The organism is bacterium Scap17, from assembly GCA_013376735.1.
In the GTDB taxonomy this organism is placed as follows: Bacteria; Pseudomonadota; Gammaproteobacteria; order Pseudomonadales; family Halomonadaceae; genus Cobetia.
The window spans coordinates 881,722-897,468 of record VINJ01000001.1 but is presented as its reverse complement, the minus strand read 5'-3'; the positions used below and the strand labels follow the sequence as shown (position 1 = coordinate 897,468).

The 15,747-nt window shown below is 65.1% G+C and carries 9 protein-coding genes and 1 pseudogene; 8 read left to right on the top strand and 2 right to left on the bottom strand.

The window, feature by feature from the left end; genetic code table 11:
* Window positions 1–28 precede the first annotated feature (28 nt).
* The 6 genes and pseudogenes from FLM52_03865 to FLM52_03840 all read left to right on the top strand — a co-directional run bounded on the left by FLM52_03865 (window position 29) and on the right by FLM52_03840 (window position 8,246).
* Window positions 29–1,483 (top strand): hypothetical protein, encoded by a 1,455-nt coding sequence (locus tag FLM52_03865; GenBank protein ID NVN54931.1) that lies wholly within the window; start codon window positions 29–31, stop codon window positions 1,481–1,483.
* Between the two features lie 7 nt (window positions 1,484–1,490).
* Window positions 1,491–2,738, top strand: a pseudogene (locus FLM52_03860) (O-antigen ligase family protein).
* 235 nt (window positions 2,739–2,973) lie between these two features.
* Entirely contained in the window at window positions 2,974–4,401 is a 1,428-nt protein-coding gene (locus tag FLM52_03855) for an oligosaccharide flippase family protein (protein ID NVN54930.1), read from the top strand.
* A complete protein-coding gene (locus FLM52_03850; protein ID NVN54929.1) occupies window positions 4,398–5,480 on the top strand; it encodes a glycosyltransferase family 2 protein in 1,083 nt (360 codons plus the stop codon). The genes FLM52_03855 and FLM52_03850 overlap by 4 nt, the downstream gene beginning before the upstream one ends.
* Window positions 5,477–6,934 carry a WecB/TagA/CpsF family glycosyltransferase gene (locus FLM52_03845; GenBank protein NVN54928.1) on the top strand — a complete coding sequence of 486 codons (1,458 nt, stop codon included), beginning with the start codon at window positions 5,477–5,479 and terminating at the stop codon, window positions 6,932–6,934. The genes FLM52_03850 and FLM52_03845 overlap by 4 nt, the downstream gene beginning before the upstream one ends.
* A gap of 67 nt (window positions 6,935–7,001) precedes the next feature.
* Window positions 7,002–8,246, top strand: coding sequence for a hypothetical protein (locus FLM52_03840; GenBank protein NVN54927.1), 1,245 nt, complete (start codon window positions 7,002–7,004; stop codon window positions 8,244–8,246).
* Window positions 8,247–8,436: 190 nt separating this feature from the next.
* On the opposite strand, the gene FLM52_03835 is transcribed toward FLM52_03840, so the two are convergent.
* Both FLM52_03835 and FLM52_03830 read right to left on the bottom strand, forming a co-directional pair.
* On the bottom strand, window positions 8,437–10,263 hold the full coding sequence (locus tag FLM52_03835; GenBank protein NVN54926.1) for a zinc chelation protein SecC: 1,827 nt from the start codon (window positions 10,261–10,263) through the stop codon (window positions 8,437–8,439).
* Window positions 10,264–10,354: 91 nt separating this feature from the next.
* A complete protein-coding gene (locus FLM52_03830) occupies window positions 10,355–11,236 on the bottom strand; it encodes a homocysteine S-methyltransferase family protein (protein NVN54925.1) in 882 nt (293 codons plus the stop codon).
* 324 nt (window positions 11,237–11,560) lie between these two features.
* Between FLM52_03830 and FLM52_03825 the strand changes: the two genes are divergently transcribed.
* A complete protein-coding gene (locus FLM52_03825) occupies window positions 11,561–13,468 on the top strand; it encodes a hypothetical protein (GenBank protein NVN54924.1) in 1,908 nt (635 codons plus the stop codon).
* 69 nt (window positions 13,469–13,537) lie between these two features.
* Window positions 13,538–15,697, top strand: a complete 2,160-nt coding sequence (locus tag FLM52_03820) for a DNA topoisomerase III (protein ID NVN54923.1) — start codon at window positions 13,538–13,540, stop codon at window positions 15,695–15,697.
* Window positions 15,698–15,747 lie beyond the last annotated feature (50 nt).

The window sequence follows — 15,747 nt, the reverse complement described above, 5'->3', positions numbered from 1 at the left end:
TGATCACTACCACGCGACAAGGATGCGCATGTCAGAGTCCCGCTCACCCGACACACCACAAGACGCAGCCAAGCCCTCACTGGGACGCCGACTCCTGGGCGTCCTGCTGGGCTGGGCGGCGCGTGGCTCCAGCATGCGCCCGCGCACCCGCCGCGCGGCCTACCTGCTGCTGGCCACCGCCATCCTGAGTGTCATCTGGGGTCTGACCATCGCCTTCATCGCCGTGGCACCTGTCACCTACACCACCAGCTGGACAATGATCCTGCCGGGTACCGGCTCCGGCCTGTCGGTGAACTTCGAGAGCATTGGCCAGGCCAGCACCAGCGCCAACTCCTCCTACTCCAGCTCCTCGCTGGACCCCAAGGTCAACTATCGCGCCATCGCCGAGAGCCCTGCCGTACTGGAGCGTGCCGCAAGCACGGTCGACATGCATCCCGACGATTACGGCAAGCCCAAGATCAAGCTGACCGACCAGACCGCCCTGATCGCCTTCCAGACCAGCGCGCCGAGCGCCAAGGCCGCACTTGCTCGCGCCAATGCGCACATTGATGCCTTCAATGAGGTGATCGAACAGCTGCGCAATGATGAACAGGCGCGCCGCGAAGCCGTCATCCGCCGCTCGCTGGAGAGCTACGACCGCACGCTCAAGGAAACCCAGCGCAAGCTGCTCGAGTTCCAGTCCACCTCCGGGCTGGTCTCCATGGAGCAGTTCAAGGAATTGACGCTGAGTGTCGAGGCGCTCAAGGACACGCTCGAGACGCGTGATGGCGAGCTGTCAGCGCTGAATGCCCGGCTCGCCACCCTGTCCAGTCGCCTGGGGCTGGATGCCGGCCAGGCCGGTGGTGTGATCGCCCTGCAGCGTGACGCCCGCTATCAGGCGCTGCTGACTCAAGCCGCGGAGCAGGCGGCCAGTCTCGATGAAGCGCGTGGCAAATGGGGCGAGCGCAATCCGGAGGTCATCAATCTGGCCGCGGGGCTTGATTCCCTCGAGCGCTCGCTGGCCTCACGCATGCGTCAGTTGCTGCCCCGCCAGACCTCGCGCAACCAGAATGCCCTGCGTGCCGCATCCGGCCATGCCAATCAGGACACTCTGGTCGGCGAGCTGATCACCCTGGATACCCAGCGGCGCGGCGTGATCAGCGAGCTTGCCACAGGGCGTGCCAATCTGGCGGCTCGCCAGCAGCGACTGGACAACAGTGTTGCCAAGGCCGCCCAACTGCAGGACCTGCTGCGCGAGCAACAGGTCGCCACGGCGGTCTACACCACGGCGTTGGCCAAGATTGACATCGGCCAGATCGACCCCTTCGCCAGCTACCCGATGCTGCAGATTCTCGATCCACCGCCACTGCCCGAGAAGGCGGATTCGCTGGGCATCAAGCTGGCCATCGTCGGCGCGCTGGCCGCGAGCGTCTTCAGCATCATCGGCCTGATCCTGCTGTGGATCAGGAAACCCTATCTGCTGCGCCTGCAGCAAAGCGTGTGAGCCGCCGATGTTTTCCCTGAAGGCGGGGCCGGCGGCGGATGTCCGCCCCGAGACCCCGGAAGAGCGCATCATCTGGTTCTCGATCACCGCGACCTATCTGTTCTACCTGATCGGTGGCCTCTACGTGCTGGCACCGGTGCTGGCATGGTCATTGGTGATGCGTGCCGCCTGGTTGCACCTCAAGGGCCGCCAGCGCTTTCCGCGCCTGCCCTGGCCGCTATGGGTGTGGATCATCGGCATGATCGTGATGGAGTTCTCGCTGCTGGCCGGCCATCTGATCGAGAACCTCGGCACCGGCAAGCTGATCAAGTCCTCCATCGGTTGGGCCAAGGGCTGGGCGTTGCTGGCGGTCTTCCCGATCATTGGCTGTCTGGCGATCCGCCCAGCGGTGATCATTCGCGCGGCCATGCACGTCTGCCTGCACACCATGCTGTTGCTGCCGGTATTCGTCGGCGCCTGGCTGGCGGGGCTGCCCCAGGTGCCCTTCGTCTCGCCACTGCAGGCCATCGGTGGGCCGGGACCGGAATTCTTCGCCGTCTCGCTCTACGAGATCGATCCCGGCAGCGGCATGCCGCGCTGGCGACTGTTCACGCCCTGGGCCCCGGCGGTGGGCTTTGTTGCCAGCATCTATTTCGCCTGTGCCCTGCTGGAGAAGCATCCGATATGGAAGGCGATCGGCATCGGCGGCAGCGTGCTGATGATCCTGATGTCCGGCTCACGAATGGCACTGGTATCGCTGGTATTGATCAGCGTCGGTATGTTCCTGCTCAAGCGCCTGCACAAGCCGTGGCTTTGGTTCAGCTTCTCCGGCGTGAGCTTGATCGCCGGCTTTCTTGGCGCGCCGATTCTGGAAGCCATCGACAACTTCATCGCCGCCTTCAAGGGCTCGCGAGCGGACTCGACCCGCGTGCGCGCCGCGCTGGGGCGTATCGCGGTGGATCGCTGGCGCAATGAGGCACCCTGGTTCGGCCACGGCATCGTCGAGCGCGGACCGCACCTGGTGGAGTACATGCCGATCGGCTCTCACCACAGCTGGTATGGACTGCTGTTCGTCAAGGGCATCTTCGGGCTTTTCGCGCTGCTGATCCCGATGCTGGCTAGCCTGCTGCATCTGCTGCGCTTCGTGGTCGGCCGCCCTGTCGCGCAACTGGGCCTGATCATGGTCGGCCTGCTGTTCGTCTACTCCTTCGGCGAGAACCTGGAGATTCTGGCCTACCTGATCTGGCCGGGGCTGATCCTGATCGGCAAGGCGCACCAGCTGGCGGGCCTGCCCGCCAGCGAGGGGCATATCTACAACATGGGGCCGGTGGATGTGGAGAAGCCGCTTTCAAGGGCAGCGCCCGCCTCCGCCGATGCCGGCAGCAGCGACACGGCAACCTAGCCTGATCACGGGATAGTGGAACAAGGCTGCGCCAGATCACGCCAATTCATCAGTACATTGCGCTAGAGTGGCTACATCAGCCGTTCAAAAGCATGACTGACAAGACCAGATGCCTTCAAAGGGCACGACGAAGCCAGGGAGCCAGGCAATGGGAGCATTCACGCGACTCAAGATACGCCTGTCAGGTGGCGGAGAAAGCGGCAATGGCCGTCTGATCCGCAATCTGGCCTGGATGGGCATGTCGCAAGGGGTGCACCGCATCGCGCGCTTGGGCGCGACCCTGGTGGCGGCGCGCATGATCGCGCCGGAGTCCTTCGGTATCGCCGCCATCGTGCTCACCGCGCACGAGATCATGCACGCCATCTCCAATGCCGCCGTGGTACCCGCCCTGGTGCAAGCCGGTCGCGAAGGATATGAACGCCTGTGTCGCGATGCCTACTGGTTCAACTGGGTGGTGTGCCTTGGCCTGATGGTACTGCAGATGGCACTGGCCCCGCTGCTGGCCTACCTCTATGACGCTCCCGACCTGACCCTGCCGCTGATGGCGCTGGCGCTGATCTTCCCGATGCTGCCCCCCGCCGCCATCAACGCGGCACGAATTCTGCGCAGCAACCGCCTGCACATCACGGCGCGCATCGAGATGGGCCAGAGCATCGGCGAGGCCGTCGGTGTGATGCTGCTGGCCGCCATGGGTGCCGGGTTCTGGGCCTTGATCCTGCCCAAGCTGATCGTGACGCCCATCTGGACCCTGACCTACCGCTGGTGCGAGTCATGGCGCATCGATGAGCGCCCCTCCACGCTGTGGTCGCGTCCGCTGATGAGCTTCGCGCGCCCGATGATGGGCGTCGAGGTGGTCTCGGTACTGCGTCAGCAGATGGATTACCTGCTGGTCGGCGCCCTGTTCGCCATGGACGTGCTCGGCGTCTACTTCTTTGCCTTCAATGCCGGACTCGGCATCAGCCTTGGCCTCTTGCGCGCCTACTCCACCGCCATCTTCCCACAGCTGTGCGGTGACATGACTTCCCGTGAGCGCATGGCACGCATGCACCACGGCATGCGTCTGTTCGCGCTGGTCGCCGTGCCCGCCATCATCGCCCAGAGCCTGCTGGCACCCTGGTATGTGCCGATCCTGTTCGGGGAGGCCTGGGTCGAGCGTGGTGCCCTGCCGATCCTGATCCTGATCTGCCTCTCCGCCCTGCCGCGCATTCTGCTCGACAGTTGCGGCCAGTTACTGCGCGCCCAGGGCATGCCCGGAGCAGATCTCAAACTGCAGATCTTCATGACGCTGATGCTCGGCGCCGGCATGTTCGCCGGCGTCCCCTTCGGCATCAATGGCGTCGCGGCCGGCATTCTGGTCGGCATCAGCCTGGCTGCCCTGCCCGGCTATCTGTGGACACGCCGGCTGATCCTCGCTCAGGACGGCCGGGTGACAGATGCGCCGCCACCAGATTCGCTAGACACACCAGACACACCTCACGCAGCAGCATCCACCGCATCGCTTTCCCCAGACAGGGACGTCCAGGAGGCCAGACCATGACCCCGACCTTTTCGGTCATCATGCCGATCTACAACGTCGAACGTTTCGTCGCGGCCGCCATCGACAGCGTGCTGGCGCAGGAGGATGGCGACTTCGAACTGCTGGTCGTCGATGACTGCTCCCCTGATGGCAGCCGGGCGATCTGCGAGGCCTACGACGACCCGCGCCTCACGCTGATCACGCATCCGGTCAATCGCGGCCTGGCCGGGGCACGCAACACCGGCGTGCGTGCTGCTCAAGGTCGCTATCTGGCCTTCCTGGACTCCGATGACATCTGGGAGCCCGCCAAGCTGGCGCGTCACCGCGAGCACCTCGAGTCACGCCCCGAGGTAGGTCTGTCCTTCTCGCGCTCGGCCTTCGTCGATGCCAACGGCGAACCGCTGGACTACTACCAGATGCCGAGCCTGACCGATATCACGCCGGGGCTGCTGTTCTGTCGCAACCCGGTGGGCAATGGCTCGGCACCGGTTATCCGCCGCGAGATTCTCGAGGCCATCGCCTTCGACTGTGAGGTCAAGGGAGGTGGCGTGCTGCCCTGTTACTTCGATGAGAGCCTGCGCCAAAGCGAAGACATCGAATGCTGGACACGCATTGCCCTCAAGACCGGCACCACGGTGGAAGGCATCCCCGAGCCGCTGACCCGCTACCGGCTCAATGAAGGCGGGCTTTCGGCACAACTGGAACGCCAGTACCAGAGCTGGCTTGCGATCGTCGAGCTGACGCGCGCCTACGCGCCTGACTTCATCGAACAATGGTATCCCCGCGCCCAGGCCTACCAACTGCGCTATCTGTCGCGCCAGGCGATTCGCCTGCGTGACGGGGAGGCTGCCTGGGAGTATTGTCGCCGCGCCATCAAGGCATGGCCAGGCATCTGGAAGGCAGAATTCGGGCGCACCGCTGCCACGGCAGGGGCCGCCCTGATGCTGCGCGTGATGCCCAGGAGCCTCTATCTACGCTGTGAAGGGCTCGCCCAGGGGGTCATCGGCAAGGCACAGAAGAAGAAGATCGACAATGCGCCGCGCCCGCAGTCGGTCAGACCGAATCAACAGCGTGACGCTCATGAAGTGGAGACGCCATGATGAGCCAACCCATTGATCAGACTCTATTCACTACTGATCACGTCAAGACATTGCCACATGTCAGTGTACTGGGAGTGCCCTTCGTCAATACTGACCTGGAGACGGCACTGAATCTTCTGCGCGACTGGATCAGCAATCCCGAACCGCGCACCGTCAACTTCGTCAATGCCCACTGCCTGAACGTGGCCCAGGTCGATCGCTATTACATGCAGGTACTGCATGACAGCGACCTGCTGCTGCCTGATGGCAGCGGCGTCAAGATGGCCTGCCGCATGCTCGGCCAGGAGCTCGAAGCCAACCTCAATGGCACCGATCTGCTGCCCCACCTGTGCGACATGCTGGTGGCGGAGAACAAGCGCCTGTTCCTTCTCGGCGCCGCCCCGGGCGTAGCCGACAGGATGGCCGACAAGCTCCGCGAGCGATGGCCGATGCTCGAGATCAGTGGTGTACATCACGGTTTCATCGGCCCGGAAAGCATCGACGACGTGCTGGCGCAGATCAATCAGGGCACTGACCTGTTGCTGGTGGCAATGGGGGTGCCGACGCAGGAGAAGTGGATCTCGACCTATCGTGAGCGACTCGAGGTGCCGGTGGTCATGGGCGTCGGCGGTCTGTTCGACTTCTACTCCCAGCGCATTCCGCGTGCGCCGGACGTCGTACGCAGACTGGGCATGGAATGGGCCTGGCGATTGCTGATGGAGCCACGCCGCATGTTCAAGCGCTACGTGCTTGGCAACCCGAGCTTTCTGATGAGCGTGCGCAAGTATGGAGAAGAGGCGATTCCCGGCCGCGGCCTGTGGATGAAGTCACGCTCCAACTGGCGCCACTTTCGATGGCGAGTGAACAACTGGCTGACCCCGCGCGCACGCCGCGCCATGGATATCGTCGGCGCCAGCGGCGTGCTGCTGGTGCTGTCACCACTGCTGTTGGGCACGGTGCTGGCCATCCGCCTGGAATCGCCAGGCCCGGTGCTGTTCGGTCAGGAGCGTATCGGGCGTCACGGCAAGCCGTTCAAGCTGTGGAAGTTCCGCTCGATGTACATCGACGCCGAAGAGCGTCTGCGCGAACTGCAAGCCGCCAATGAGAGCGAAGGTGGGGTGCTGTTCAAGATGAAGCAGGACCCGCGCATCACGCGGGTGGGTCGGGTGATCCGCAAGCTGTCCATCGATGAACTGCCGCAGCTATGGAACGTGATGCGCGGCGAGATGGCGCTGGTCGGGCCGCGGCCGGCGCTGGCCCGCGAGGTGGCACTTTACGAGGCGCGCGCGCGCATGCGTCTCGATGCCACCCCGGGGCTGACCGGGCTGTGGCAGGTGTCGGGCCGCTCGGATCTGTCCTTCGAGCAACAGATCCATCTGGATCTCTTCTACCTGCATCGTCAGGGCATCAAGGAAGACATCAAGCTGCTGTTGCGCACGATTCCTGCCGTTCTGACCAGCCGTGGAGCCTACTGATGCGCGAAACTTCTCTCATTCGTGCTGCGCTGCGCCAGTGTCATGATTCATGCCAAGGAGGTGTGCAATGCATGTGATCCTGTTGGCGGACCGTCTCGGCCAGGAAGTCGCGCCGATTGACCGCCGTTACTCGCCGGCCCTGCTGCCGATCGCCGGCCGCAGCGTGCTGGAACGCAACCTCGACCTGCTGGTCGGGCGAGGCGTGACGCATATCAGCCTGATCATCGCCCGTGACCCCGAGTGGTTCCGGGCGCGTATCGCCGATGGCTCACGCTGGGGCATCGATCTCGACATTCTGCCGATGCCCGGCGAGCGAGACCCGCGCGAGCATATCAAGCGGCTCGGCGCCATGGCCGCCCTGCCTGCTCCAGTACTACGTGCCGATGTGCTGCTGGTGCCGGAATGGTTCAAGGATGACAGCCTCGCGATCAGCGAGCAGGCCATGGCGTCGGGCGCGCCGGTCTGCCATCCAGCCAGCGTGGCAGACCCGACGCTCGATCGTCTTCACTGGCCGGAACTGCGTGACAATCCCCAGCTGGGACCTGCCCTGCTGGCCTCGCTGTCGCACTATCACACCCTGGTGATGCAGGCACTCGATGCCGCTGACTCAGGCCTGACACCGCATGGCGAACGTGGGGTATTGCCCGGCGAGCAGGACCTGCACCACGTCTACTACGCCGCCGGCGCAACCCGCCTGGATGAATCGCGCCTCACTGGCGGCTTCGCCGGGATCACCACCCATGTGGAACCCGGCGTGCTACTCAAGGGGCAATGCTGCCTGGAACAGGGCAGCTACGTGGAAGAAGGCGCCATGCTCGAGGACTGCGTCATCCTGCCTTTCACCCGCGTGCACGGTGGCCAGCAGGTCAACGCCGGCATCCTGTTCGAGGGCGAGGCACTCGACGGGACGGCCCCGCACTGGTTCAAGGACCGCCGCCAGGCAGGCGCCGCCTCGCAACGCGGTGTCGCCTACCGCAACCCGGCACGCCCTGAATGGCAAGAGCGGATTCTGGCGGCCCTGATTTCCCTGGCCACACGCCCCTTCGGCTCACGCTACAAGGAGCTTCGCCATCGTCTGCGCCAGGTGCAGGACAGCCGCATGCGGCTGTTCGGGGCACTGCCCGAGCGCTCGCCGCCCCCTCTGGACAGGGTCGGCATCAGCAGTGCAGGCGCCATCCAGCCCCCGGATTGGCGCGCCACACCGGATGCCTTCGCTGCGACGCTGGAGGCCATCCAGGTCGGCCAGACGCCGGGGCTACGCAGCGCCCTTCGAGAAGCCTGGCGTCTGCGCCAGCAAGGCAAGCAGCAGTGATCGTGTCCATTCATGCTTCCCCCTGAACTCGCCTCGCGCCACAGGACGAGACACAAAAACCCCGCAGTGCCTTGGCACTGCGGGGTTTTTTCATACGAGCCTCGTCATACGGGGCATTGTCACACGAGGACTTGCCATACGAGTGCTTGCGATCACTCGCCAGGTAGCATGAGCGGCCTCTGACACCGACTCAGCGATGCTTGGCCAGCCAGGCAAGCGCGCCCTCGCTGCGCTTCCACTGGTCCCGCATCAGGGTGCGGTACTGCCAGGCCTCGCCACGCGTGCCGGGTTCCGGCGCTTCCACCGCCAGACTCACTGGCCGCGGATGCTCCGCCAGCAGCAGGCTGATCAGATGCGAATTGGCTTCCCGCACGATCTCGAGTGCCTGCTCGGCATCCTTGTCGCGCCCCAGTCGGTAGAGCGCCAGCACCTGGCCCATCAGGATACCCAACAACGGCATTTCCTCATCGACGGCACGTCGCTCGATATCATGCTCGGCGAGGGTCACGGCCTCGTCGTTGCGGCCTTCGCGCAGCAACTGATCCAGTACCAGCTCACGCAGGCCGAGGCTGTCTTCCTCGTCGAGCTTGAGCAGGCGCTCCGCCAGCTGGCGCGAGCGCTCGCGCTCGCCGCGCTCCATGCCGATCACCAGCCCCAGTCCACAGCGCAGCAACTGGGCGTTGTCGCCATCTTCCCAGCGCAGCAGGCCGCCGGCCTGTTCGATCTGATCGAGCCAGCGATCGAAGCGCTGTGCCAGCGGCACGAAGAAGGTGTCCGACATCCACGGCAGGCTACCGAAGCGACTGGCCAGCGCCAGGATCAGCCCCTGACACACCGCCGGAACGTCCAGCCATTCGGGGCTGGCGCACAGCTGCTGCAGCCATTCGTTGGGGTCCTGGGCATCCCAGGGATCGATATCCAGCGCCAGTGCCGCCTCTTCCTCGATACGCGCCGGGAAGACAGCCTCCCAGAGACCGAGTGTCACGGCCTGCTCCGCATTCTGCCGGAACAGCAGGCTTCCATCTTGCTGCGTTTCCAGCGCCAGACGCGGCGGATGCTCGATCACCTCGAACAACGCCTGCAGGGCGGCCAGTGAATCCGACAGGGACTCATCGGAGTTGACCATCTGCTCGGCGAGCGTGGCACGCGGATTTTCGGCCAGATCCGCCAGGAATTCCAGCTGACCGGGCTCGATGTCCTTCTGCTTGGACAGACGACGCCACCAGAAGCGCGCGCGATCCTGCGCCTCTTCCGGCTGACCCTCGTGCAGCAGCAGCATGGCTTCGATATACGCAAGCGTCGGCGAATCGGGCAGCGTCTGCTGGGCACGAATGAAGGCGGCGCGCGCCGAGCCCAGATCATCGCTATCTAGATGCAGCAGACACTGATGCTCCAGGGCGACGCCGCGCAGGAAGGCAGGGCCACGCTCGAGTACCTCATCGAGCAGCAGCGCCTTCTTGCGGGTGAAGCCGCGCTCCTGATAGAGATCCAGCAGCAGTTCGAAGCCAGGCTCGGCCTGCTCGGGCAGGCGCGACCAGTCGCTGGTATCGAACAGCGCCTCCATGATCTGCTGGGCCCGTCCGCGATTGCCGCTCTCGGCGCTGATCAGCCCCGCCTCGAGCAGCGCCTGCGCCGGCGCGAGACCGGAGGCCAGCGCCGCCTTGAGCTGTTCGCCCTTGAACTCGCGCAGCGACAGCATCCACATCAGATGATCCGGAATCGCCGGCAGCTGCACCTTGTCGCAGCACTGCTTGTACTTGCGCCCCGAATCACACCAGCAAGGCTCGTTGCGTCCCGGCGGTGCCAACGACTCGCGCGCGAAGTCGAGTCGCACCAGCGGAGTCTGGCTCCATAGCACCGGCGCCAGCGCTACCGCCAGCGCTTCGTCGCCACCGCTGTAGTTCACGCCCTCCGAATGCGCCCACTGCATGAAGGCAGGAAAGGATTCATCGGCGCGGATGGCATCAAGTGCCCCACTGGCGTAACTCAAGAGCCGTTCGACCCACTCGGCAAGCATGGCATCTCCCTAGAAAAGCGTTTCACAGCCCCGTCGGAGCCTGCGAATCAAGAGTCGAAGTCTATCATGAGGAGGCCACGCCCCTCATCGTTCACTCACTCAAGCGACTGACACAGCGATAACCTGAGGCCTTGAGCTGTTCGGCCAGGCAGGCGATATGCGCGGGGCCCACCTCACAGCAACCGCCGACGATACGAATACCGGCATTGACCCACCCCAGCGCATGCGCCGCGTACTGCTCCGGCCCCAAGTCTTCGCGCGCCTTGAGGTCCTTGACGGTGCCGCCGGGATTGAGCTCCGCGATCGAGGTGAAGCCGTTGGCATAGGCACCGGTCGGCAGCGGGCTGGCCAGCAGATTTTCCAGACTACCCTGAATGGCTTCCGGCGCGCTGCAATTGATCAGGATCGCGTCCACGTCCATCGCTTGCAGCATGCTGATCGCCTCTGCCAGCGGCTCACCACTGCGCAGGGTCGCGGTCAGGTCATCCTTCACCGTCAGCGAAACCCACACCGGCAAGCCGCTCTCGAGTGCTGCGGTGGCCGCGGCGCGCGCCTCGACGCAGGAAGACAGCGCCTCACACAGCAGGATATCGGCCAGCGGCGCCTGCAACTCCACCAGGCGGCGGTAGCTGGCCAGGGACTCGTCAGCATCCGGCGCGACATCGGGGCGATAGGTGGCGACCAGCGGCGGCAGGCAGCCCGCCACGCGGACATCCGTCTCACCGCTCAGGTCGATGGCATCCCGCGCGGCCTTGCCAGCAGCGGCATGAATGGCCGCGATCGACTCGCCGACACCCGCCAGACCCAGACGCTGCGGCGTGGCCGTGTAGGTATTGAGCGTGATGACGCGCGCGCCGGCACGAATGAAATCGAGGTGCAGGTCACGCACCAGCTCAGGCTGGTCCAGCATCACCTGAGACGACCACAGCGGGGTCGGCTCACGGCCGCTACGACGCACCAGTTCCTGGCCCATGCCGCCGTCCAGCAGCACGACTTCAGCCCCGTCATCTGCCCCCTTTCCTGCTTCCAAGTCTCGTTCCACACAACCTCCAGAGCTTTTTGATGTCCTAGCGTGAGCCTGACGACCTGGCGAGACCCGCTGGCCAGTCAGTGGCGGGCGAAATTCTACCACGCTCGACCCGCTTGCGGCCCTTGCTCACTGGAGCCAAAAGGCTGCCCAATGCTACTGTTGACGACACCCTTTGCCCCGCGCTGCGCTCGAGGCTCGTGCTCACGAACCTCTCGGCAGCCCATGTCGCGCCAGAAGCCCCACCCCGTTCAATCAAGGAAGCCTGCCTTGCTGTTGCCGAGCCCCTTTCGTCCCCGAGCCAACACTGCCAATGACGCGCCCCAGGTACGTCTTGAGCGTGAGGGCCGCGACGAGATTCGCCGCATTACCCAGGCCGTGGAGCGTGTGCCCTGGTCGGTGAGCCTGATGCAGATCCTGTGGACCGCAGGCCCGGTGACGTTGATCGGCGCCTGGGGCGGCTATCTGCTCGGTTACGGCAAGGAACCGACCTTCGAGAACTACATCTTCTTCATCTCCTACACCGTCATCACCGGTGTCGCGGGCATCGTGGCCAACATCGCCCACAACCTGACCAGCTCACGGCGCTATGACCGCACCGAAGCCAAGATCGAGCGCGTCATCGACACCGTGCCGGAGCTGATCCTCGCCACGCGCAACCTGATCGTCGAGAGCCTGGAAGGCGATGCCCGCCGGCGTGAAGCGGCGGCCATGCTGCTGCGCAAGCAGGACCTGGCGCCGGAGGGGGTCGAGCTGGCGGCGCTGGAGCTGCTCGATGACCGTGATGCCGCGCGCATCATCAGCCAGATCGACGTCTATCGTCGCGTGGGCCTGCATGCGCGCATCCGCGACATGAACAGCCTCAACCGCGAATGGCTCGAACCCCAGTTCAATGAGCTGGCCGAACTGGCCCCCGAGGCCATCGGCCTGTTGCGTGAGCGCTTCGAAGGACGCGCGCCCGACCTGCACAGCGGCGTGCCGCGTGACGAGAACTTCATCGAGCGTGTGCTGGCCGCCATCGAGCAGGACAACGACCTGCTGATGACCTTGCAGGACGTGGAGGAGATGCTGATTCTGGCCTTCGAGCTGATCAGCGGGCGCAAGATTCCGCTGCTGACCTTCGAATACCGCGGCCGCTGGAAGCTGGCGCGCGCACTGGACAACCTCGAGCATGCCCGCTCGCGGTATCGCATTCGTCAGGCCACCGGCCTGTCACGCCTCAAAGCGCTGACGGTCTATCTGGCCGAGCAGTCCGGCACCCTGGTGGAAGACGCCGCCTCTGGCCTGCGCGCCGAGGTACTGCTGGAGCGCTCCACCCAGGCGATGGACGCCCTGGCCGAGCAGGTGACGCATCTGGCGATCGCGGTCAATGAGGGCGATCGTGAACACCGCGCTGCGCTGCGCTCGCGGGCCGACATCCTCACCAACGCCATCCGCCTCTACAAGACGGTGACCAATGCCTACGAGCAGGTCGGACGCAGCCACGCCGTCTTCCTCAAGATGTCCAAGCGCTGGGAAAACATCGCCTCGCAGATGTCCGATGACGCCACCCGCCTGCGGGTCGGTCCGGGCCGTCGCGGTCTGCGCATCCAGGAAAAGACCATCGCGCTGGACGATGAAGCCAAGGCGGAGGTCTGCAAGCATCTGGCCGATCACTTGAACGAGAGCCGCATCAAGCGCGTCGACAGCGAGATCGCCTACCAGGCGCGCGAGACGGTGCTGCGGGTCGGTGTCGACAAGGCCAAGGCGATGGCGGTCGAGATCGCCCTCGCGCTGGAGCCCCACATACATCTGTCACGCCCGGCCGTGCAGCGCGCCATCAATGGCTCCAACGCCGCCTATTTCGGCCAGCTGGAGCCCAATCAATCCGCGGCGGCCAAGGCGGCGCTGGGCAGCGCCATGGTGCGCGAGATCGACGATGACCTGTCACGCACCGCCGAATCACTGGCCATCGCGCTGGTGCGCCACTACCGCGTCGAGCTGGAGCCGCTGGCCATCGAGTTCCTGCGCGATACCTTCGGCGCCCGTGAAGCGACGCTCAACATGCTCAGCAACTATCAGCCCGCCGACCACCACCCGGTCAGCTATCTCTCCAATCGCCCCCCGCTGATCCAGACCGCCAACCGCGACTGGTATCGCGCCCTCGTCCAGGCACGTCGCGCGCTCGACGACGATTGATCCCCGCCTCGGGCCAACGGCATACTGTATGGATCATCATATCGACAGCCTTTGACCGCAGGATGCCCGATGCGCCTGATCATCGCCGAAAAGCCCAGCCTCGCCCGCGCCATTGCCGAGGCGCTGCCCGGACACTCAAGCAAGCGCGACGGCTATATCGATGCCGGTGACACCCGTGTCACCTGGTGCATCGGCCACCTGCTGGAGCAGGCCCCGCCGGATGACTACGACGAGCGCTTCAAGCGCTGGTCGCTGGATCACCTGCCGATCATCCCCGAGCAATGGAAACTCAAGCCGCGCAGCCAGGCGCGCGGTCAGCTCAAGATCATCCGCGAGCAGCTCAAGCTGGCCGATGAGGTCGTGCATGCCGGCGACCCTGACCGTGAAGGCCAGCTGCTGGTACAGGAAGTGCTGGAGCACATGCGCTGGCGCGGGCCGGTCAAGCGTCTGCTGATCAGTGACATGAATCGCCCCGCCGTCAGCCGTGCCCTCAACAAGCTGGACGACAATCAGCGCTGGCAGCCGCTCTATGAAGCCGCGCTGGCGCGACAGCGCGCCGACTGGCTGTATGGCATGAACCTGACCCGCGCCTGGACATTGACCGGGCGCCAGGCTGGCCATGACGGTGTCCTGTCGGTAGGCCGTGTGCAGACGCCGCTGCTGGGGCTGGTCGTGCGCCGTGACGAGGAAATCGAGGCATTCGAGCCCCGCACCTTCTTCCCGCTGTGGATCGAGGCTGGCGTAGCGGCGGGCAGCTTCAAGGCCTGGTGGCATGCACCCAGCTCACCCTGGCTGCAACGTCTGGCGGACAAGGGCACCCCGCTGCCACTCGATGACAAGGGTCGCCTGCTGGATAGCCGCCCCGCCGAGCGCCTCGCCCGCCATCTCGCGACCTTGACCACCCTCGGCGATGGCCATGTCGAAAGTGTCGAGGCCAGCGACAAGTCTCAACCCGCACCGCTGCCCTACTCGCTCTCGGCGCTGCAGGTCGATGCTGCGCGCCGCTTTCGCCTGCCCGCCCAGAAGGTACTCGACACCTGCCAGGCGCTTTACGAGCGTCATCAGCTGATCACCTACCCGCGCTCCGATTGCCGTTATCTGCCGCGTGAACATCACGCCGGCATGGCCAATCTGATGATCAGCGCCTGCGTGGGCGACCGCGAGCTTGAGCGCTTCAGTGGTGGCGCCGATTTCAGCCTGCGCTCGCGCGCCTTCAATGACAGCAAGGTCAGCGCGCACCACGCCTTGGCGCCGACCGGACGCGAGCCGGACTATGCGCGCCTCTCGCGCGATGAGGCCAATCTCTACCGCATGATCACGCGTAACGTGCTGGCCCAGTTCTATCCGGCCTATCGCTATCGCGAGGTCAAGGTCGAGCTGCGCTTCGCCAAGGAGCCCTTCCGCGCCAGTGGCCGCAGCGTCATCGACGAGGGCTGGAAGGTGCTGTTCCAGCGCACTGCGGAGGCCGGGGAGGCCGCTGACAAGAAGGCCTCAGACAAGAAGACCTCTGACAAGAACACAGCCGCCGACGACAAGACCCCGCCGCCGCTGCCCGCCCTGACGGCAGGCGAACCGGCCTGCGTGCTCGACTGCGGTATCGAGGAGAAGGAGACCCGGCCGCCGGAGCCCTTCAACGACGCCAGCCTGATCCAGGCGATGATGAACATCGCCCGTTACGTCGAGGATGAAGCGGTACGGCGCACCTTGCGCGATGTAGACGGCCTGGGCACCGAGGCGACACGCGCCGGCATGCTCGAGACGCTGATCAACCGCGGCTATCTGGTGCGAGAAGGCCAGGCGATGCGCTCGACGCGTATCGGCCGCGCCTTGATCCACGCGCTGCCGGATGCCGTGTCGCGCCCGGAGCGCACCGCTCAGTGGGAGCAGCGCCTGAGCATGATCCACGAGCAGGGCGATCCGGCGGCCCCCTTCCTGAGCGAGCTGATCGTGGACCTGCGAGCGCTGCTCGCCGATAGCTCCGCCAGTCGTCTGAGCACGGCATTGGCCAGCGTCGGGGGTGCGACACCCGCGCCGCGCAAGGGCAGTGGCAAGAGCGGTTCGCGTCGCAAGGCCACGTCCTACAAGAAGCGCGCGTCCGGCAGCTCTTCTGGCAAGGCAGCTTCTGGCAGCTCTTCTAGCAGCAATAGGGACGGTGCTTCTCGTAAAAGTGCCTCATCCAGAAGCCCCCGCAAGCGAGCGACTGGGTCACGGCGCAAGACCGATAGCTGACAGCGGGTCAGGTGGAGTACCACCGGCCTCCTCTTGCGCTCACCTGCTCT

What these genes read in the sequence shown, in the direction of transcription:
- FLM52_03835 (NVN54926.1), bottom strand. Translation starts at nt 10,263, where the DNA reads ATGCTTGCCGAGTGGGTCGAACGGCTCTTGAGTTACGCCAGTGGGGCA.
- FLM52_03865 (NVN54931.1), top strand. Translation starts at nt 29, where the DNA reads ATGTCAGAGTCCCGCTCACCCGACACACCACAAGACGCAGCCAAGCCC.
- FLM52_03830 (NVN54925.1), bottom strand. Translation starts at nt 11,236, where the DNA reads ATGGGCCAGGAACTGGTGCGTCGTAGCGGCCGTGAGCCGACCCCGCTG.
- FLM52_03850 (NVN54929.1), top strand. Translation starts at nt 4,398, where the DNA reads ATGACCCCGACCTTTTCGGTCATCATGCCGATCTACAACGTCGAACGT.
- FLM52_03820 (NVN54923.1), top strand. Translation starts at nt 13,538, where the DNA reads ATGCGCCTGATCATCGCCGAAAAGCCCAGCCTCGCCCGCGCCATTGCC.
- FLM52_03855 (NVN54930.1), top strand. Translation starts at nt 2,974, where the DNA reads ATGCCTTCAAAGGGCACGACGAAGCCAGGGAGCCAGGCAATGGGAGCA.
- FLM52_03840 (NVN54927.1), top strand. Translation starts at nt 7,002, where the DNA reads ATGCATGTGATCCTGTTGGCGGACCGTCTCGGCCAGGAAGTCGCGCCG.
- FLM52_03845 (NVN54928.1), top strand. Translation starts at nt 5,477, where the DNA reads ATGATGAGCCAACCCATTGATCAGACTCTATTCACTACTGATCACGTC.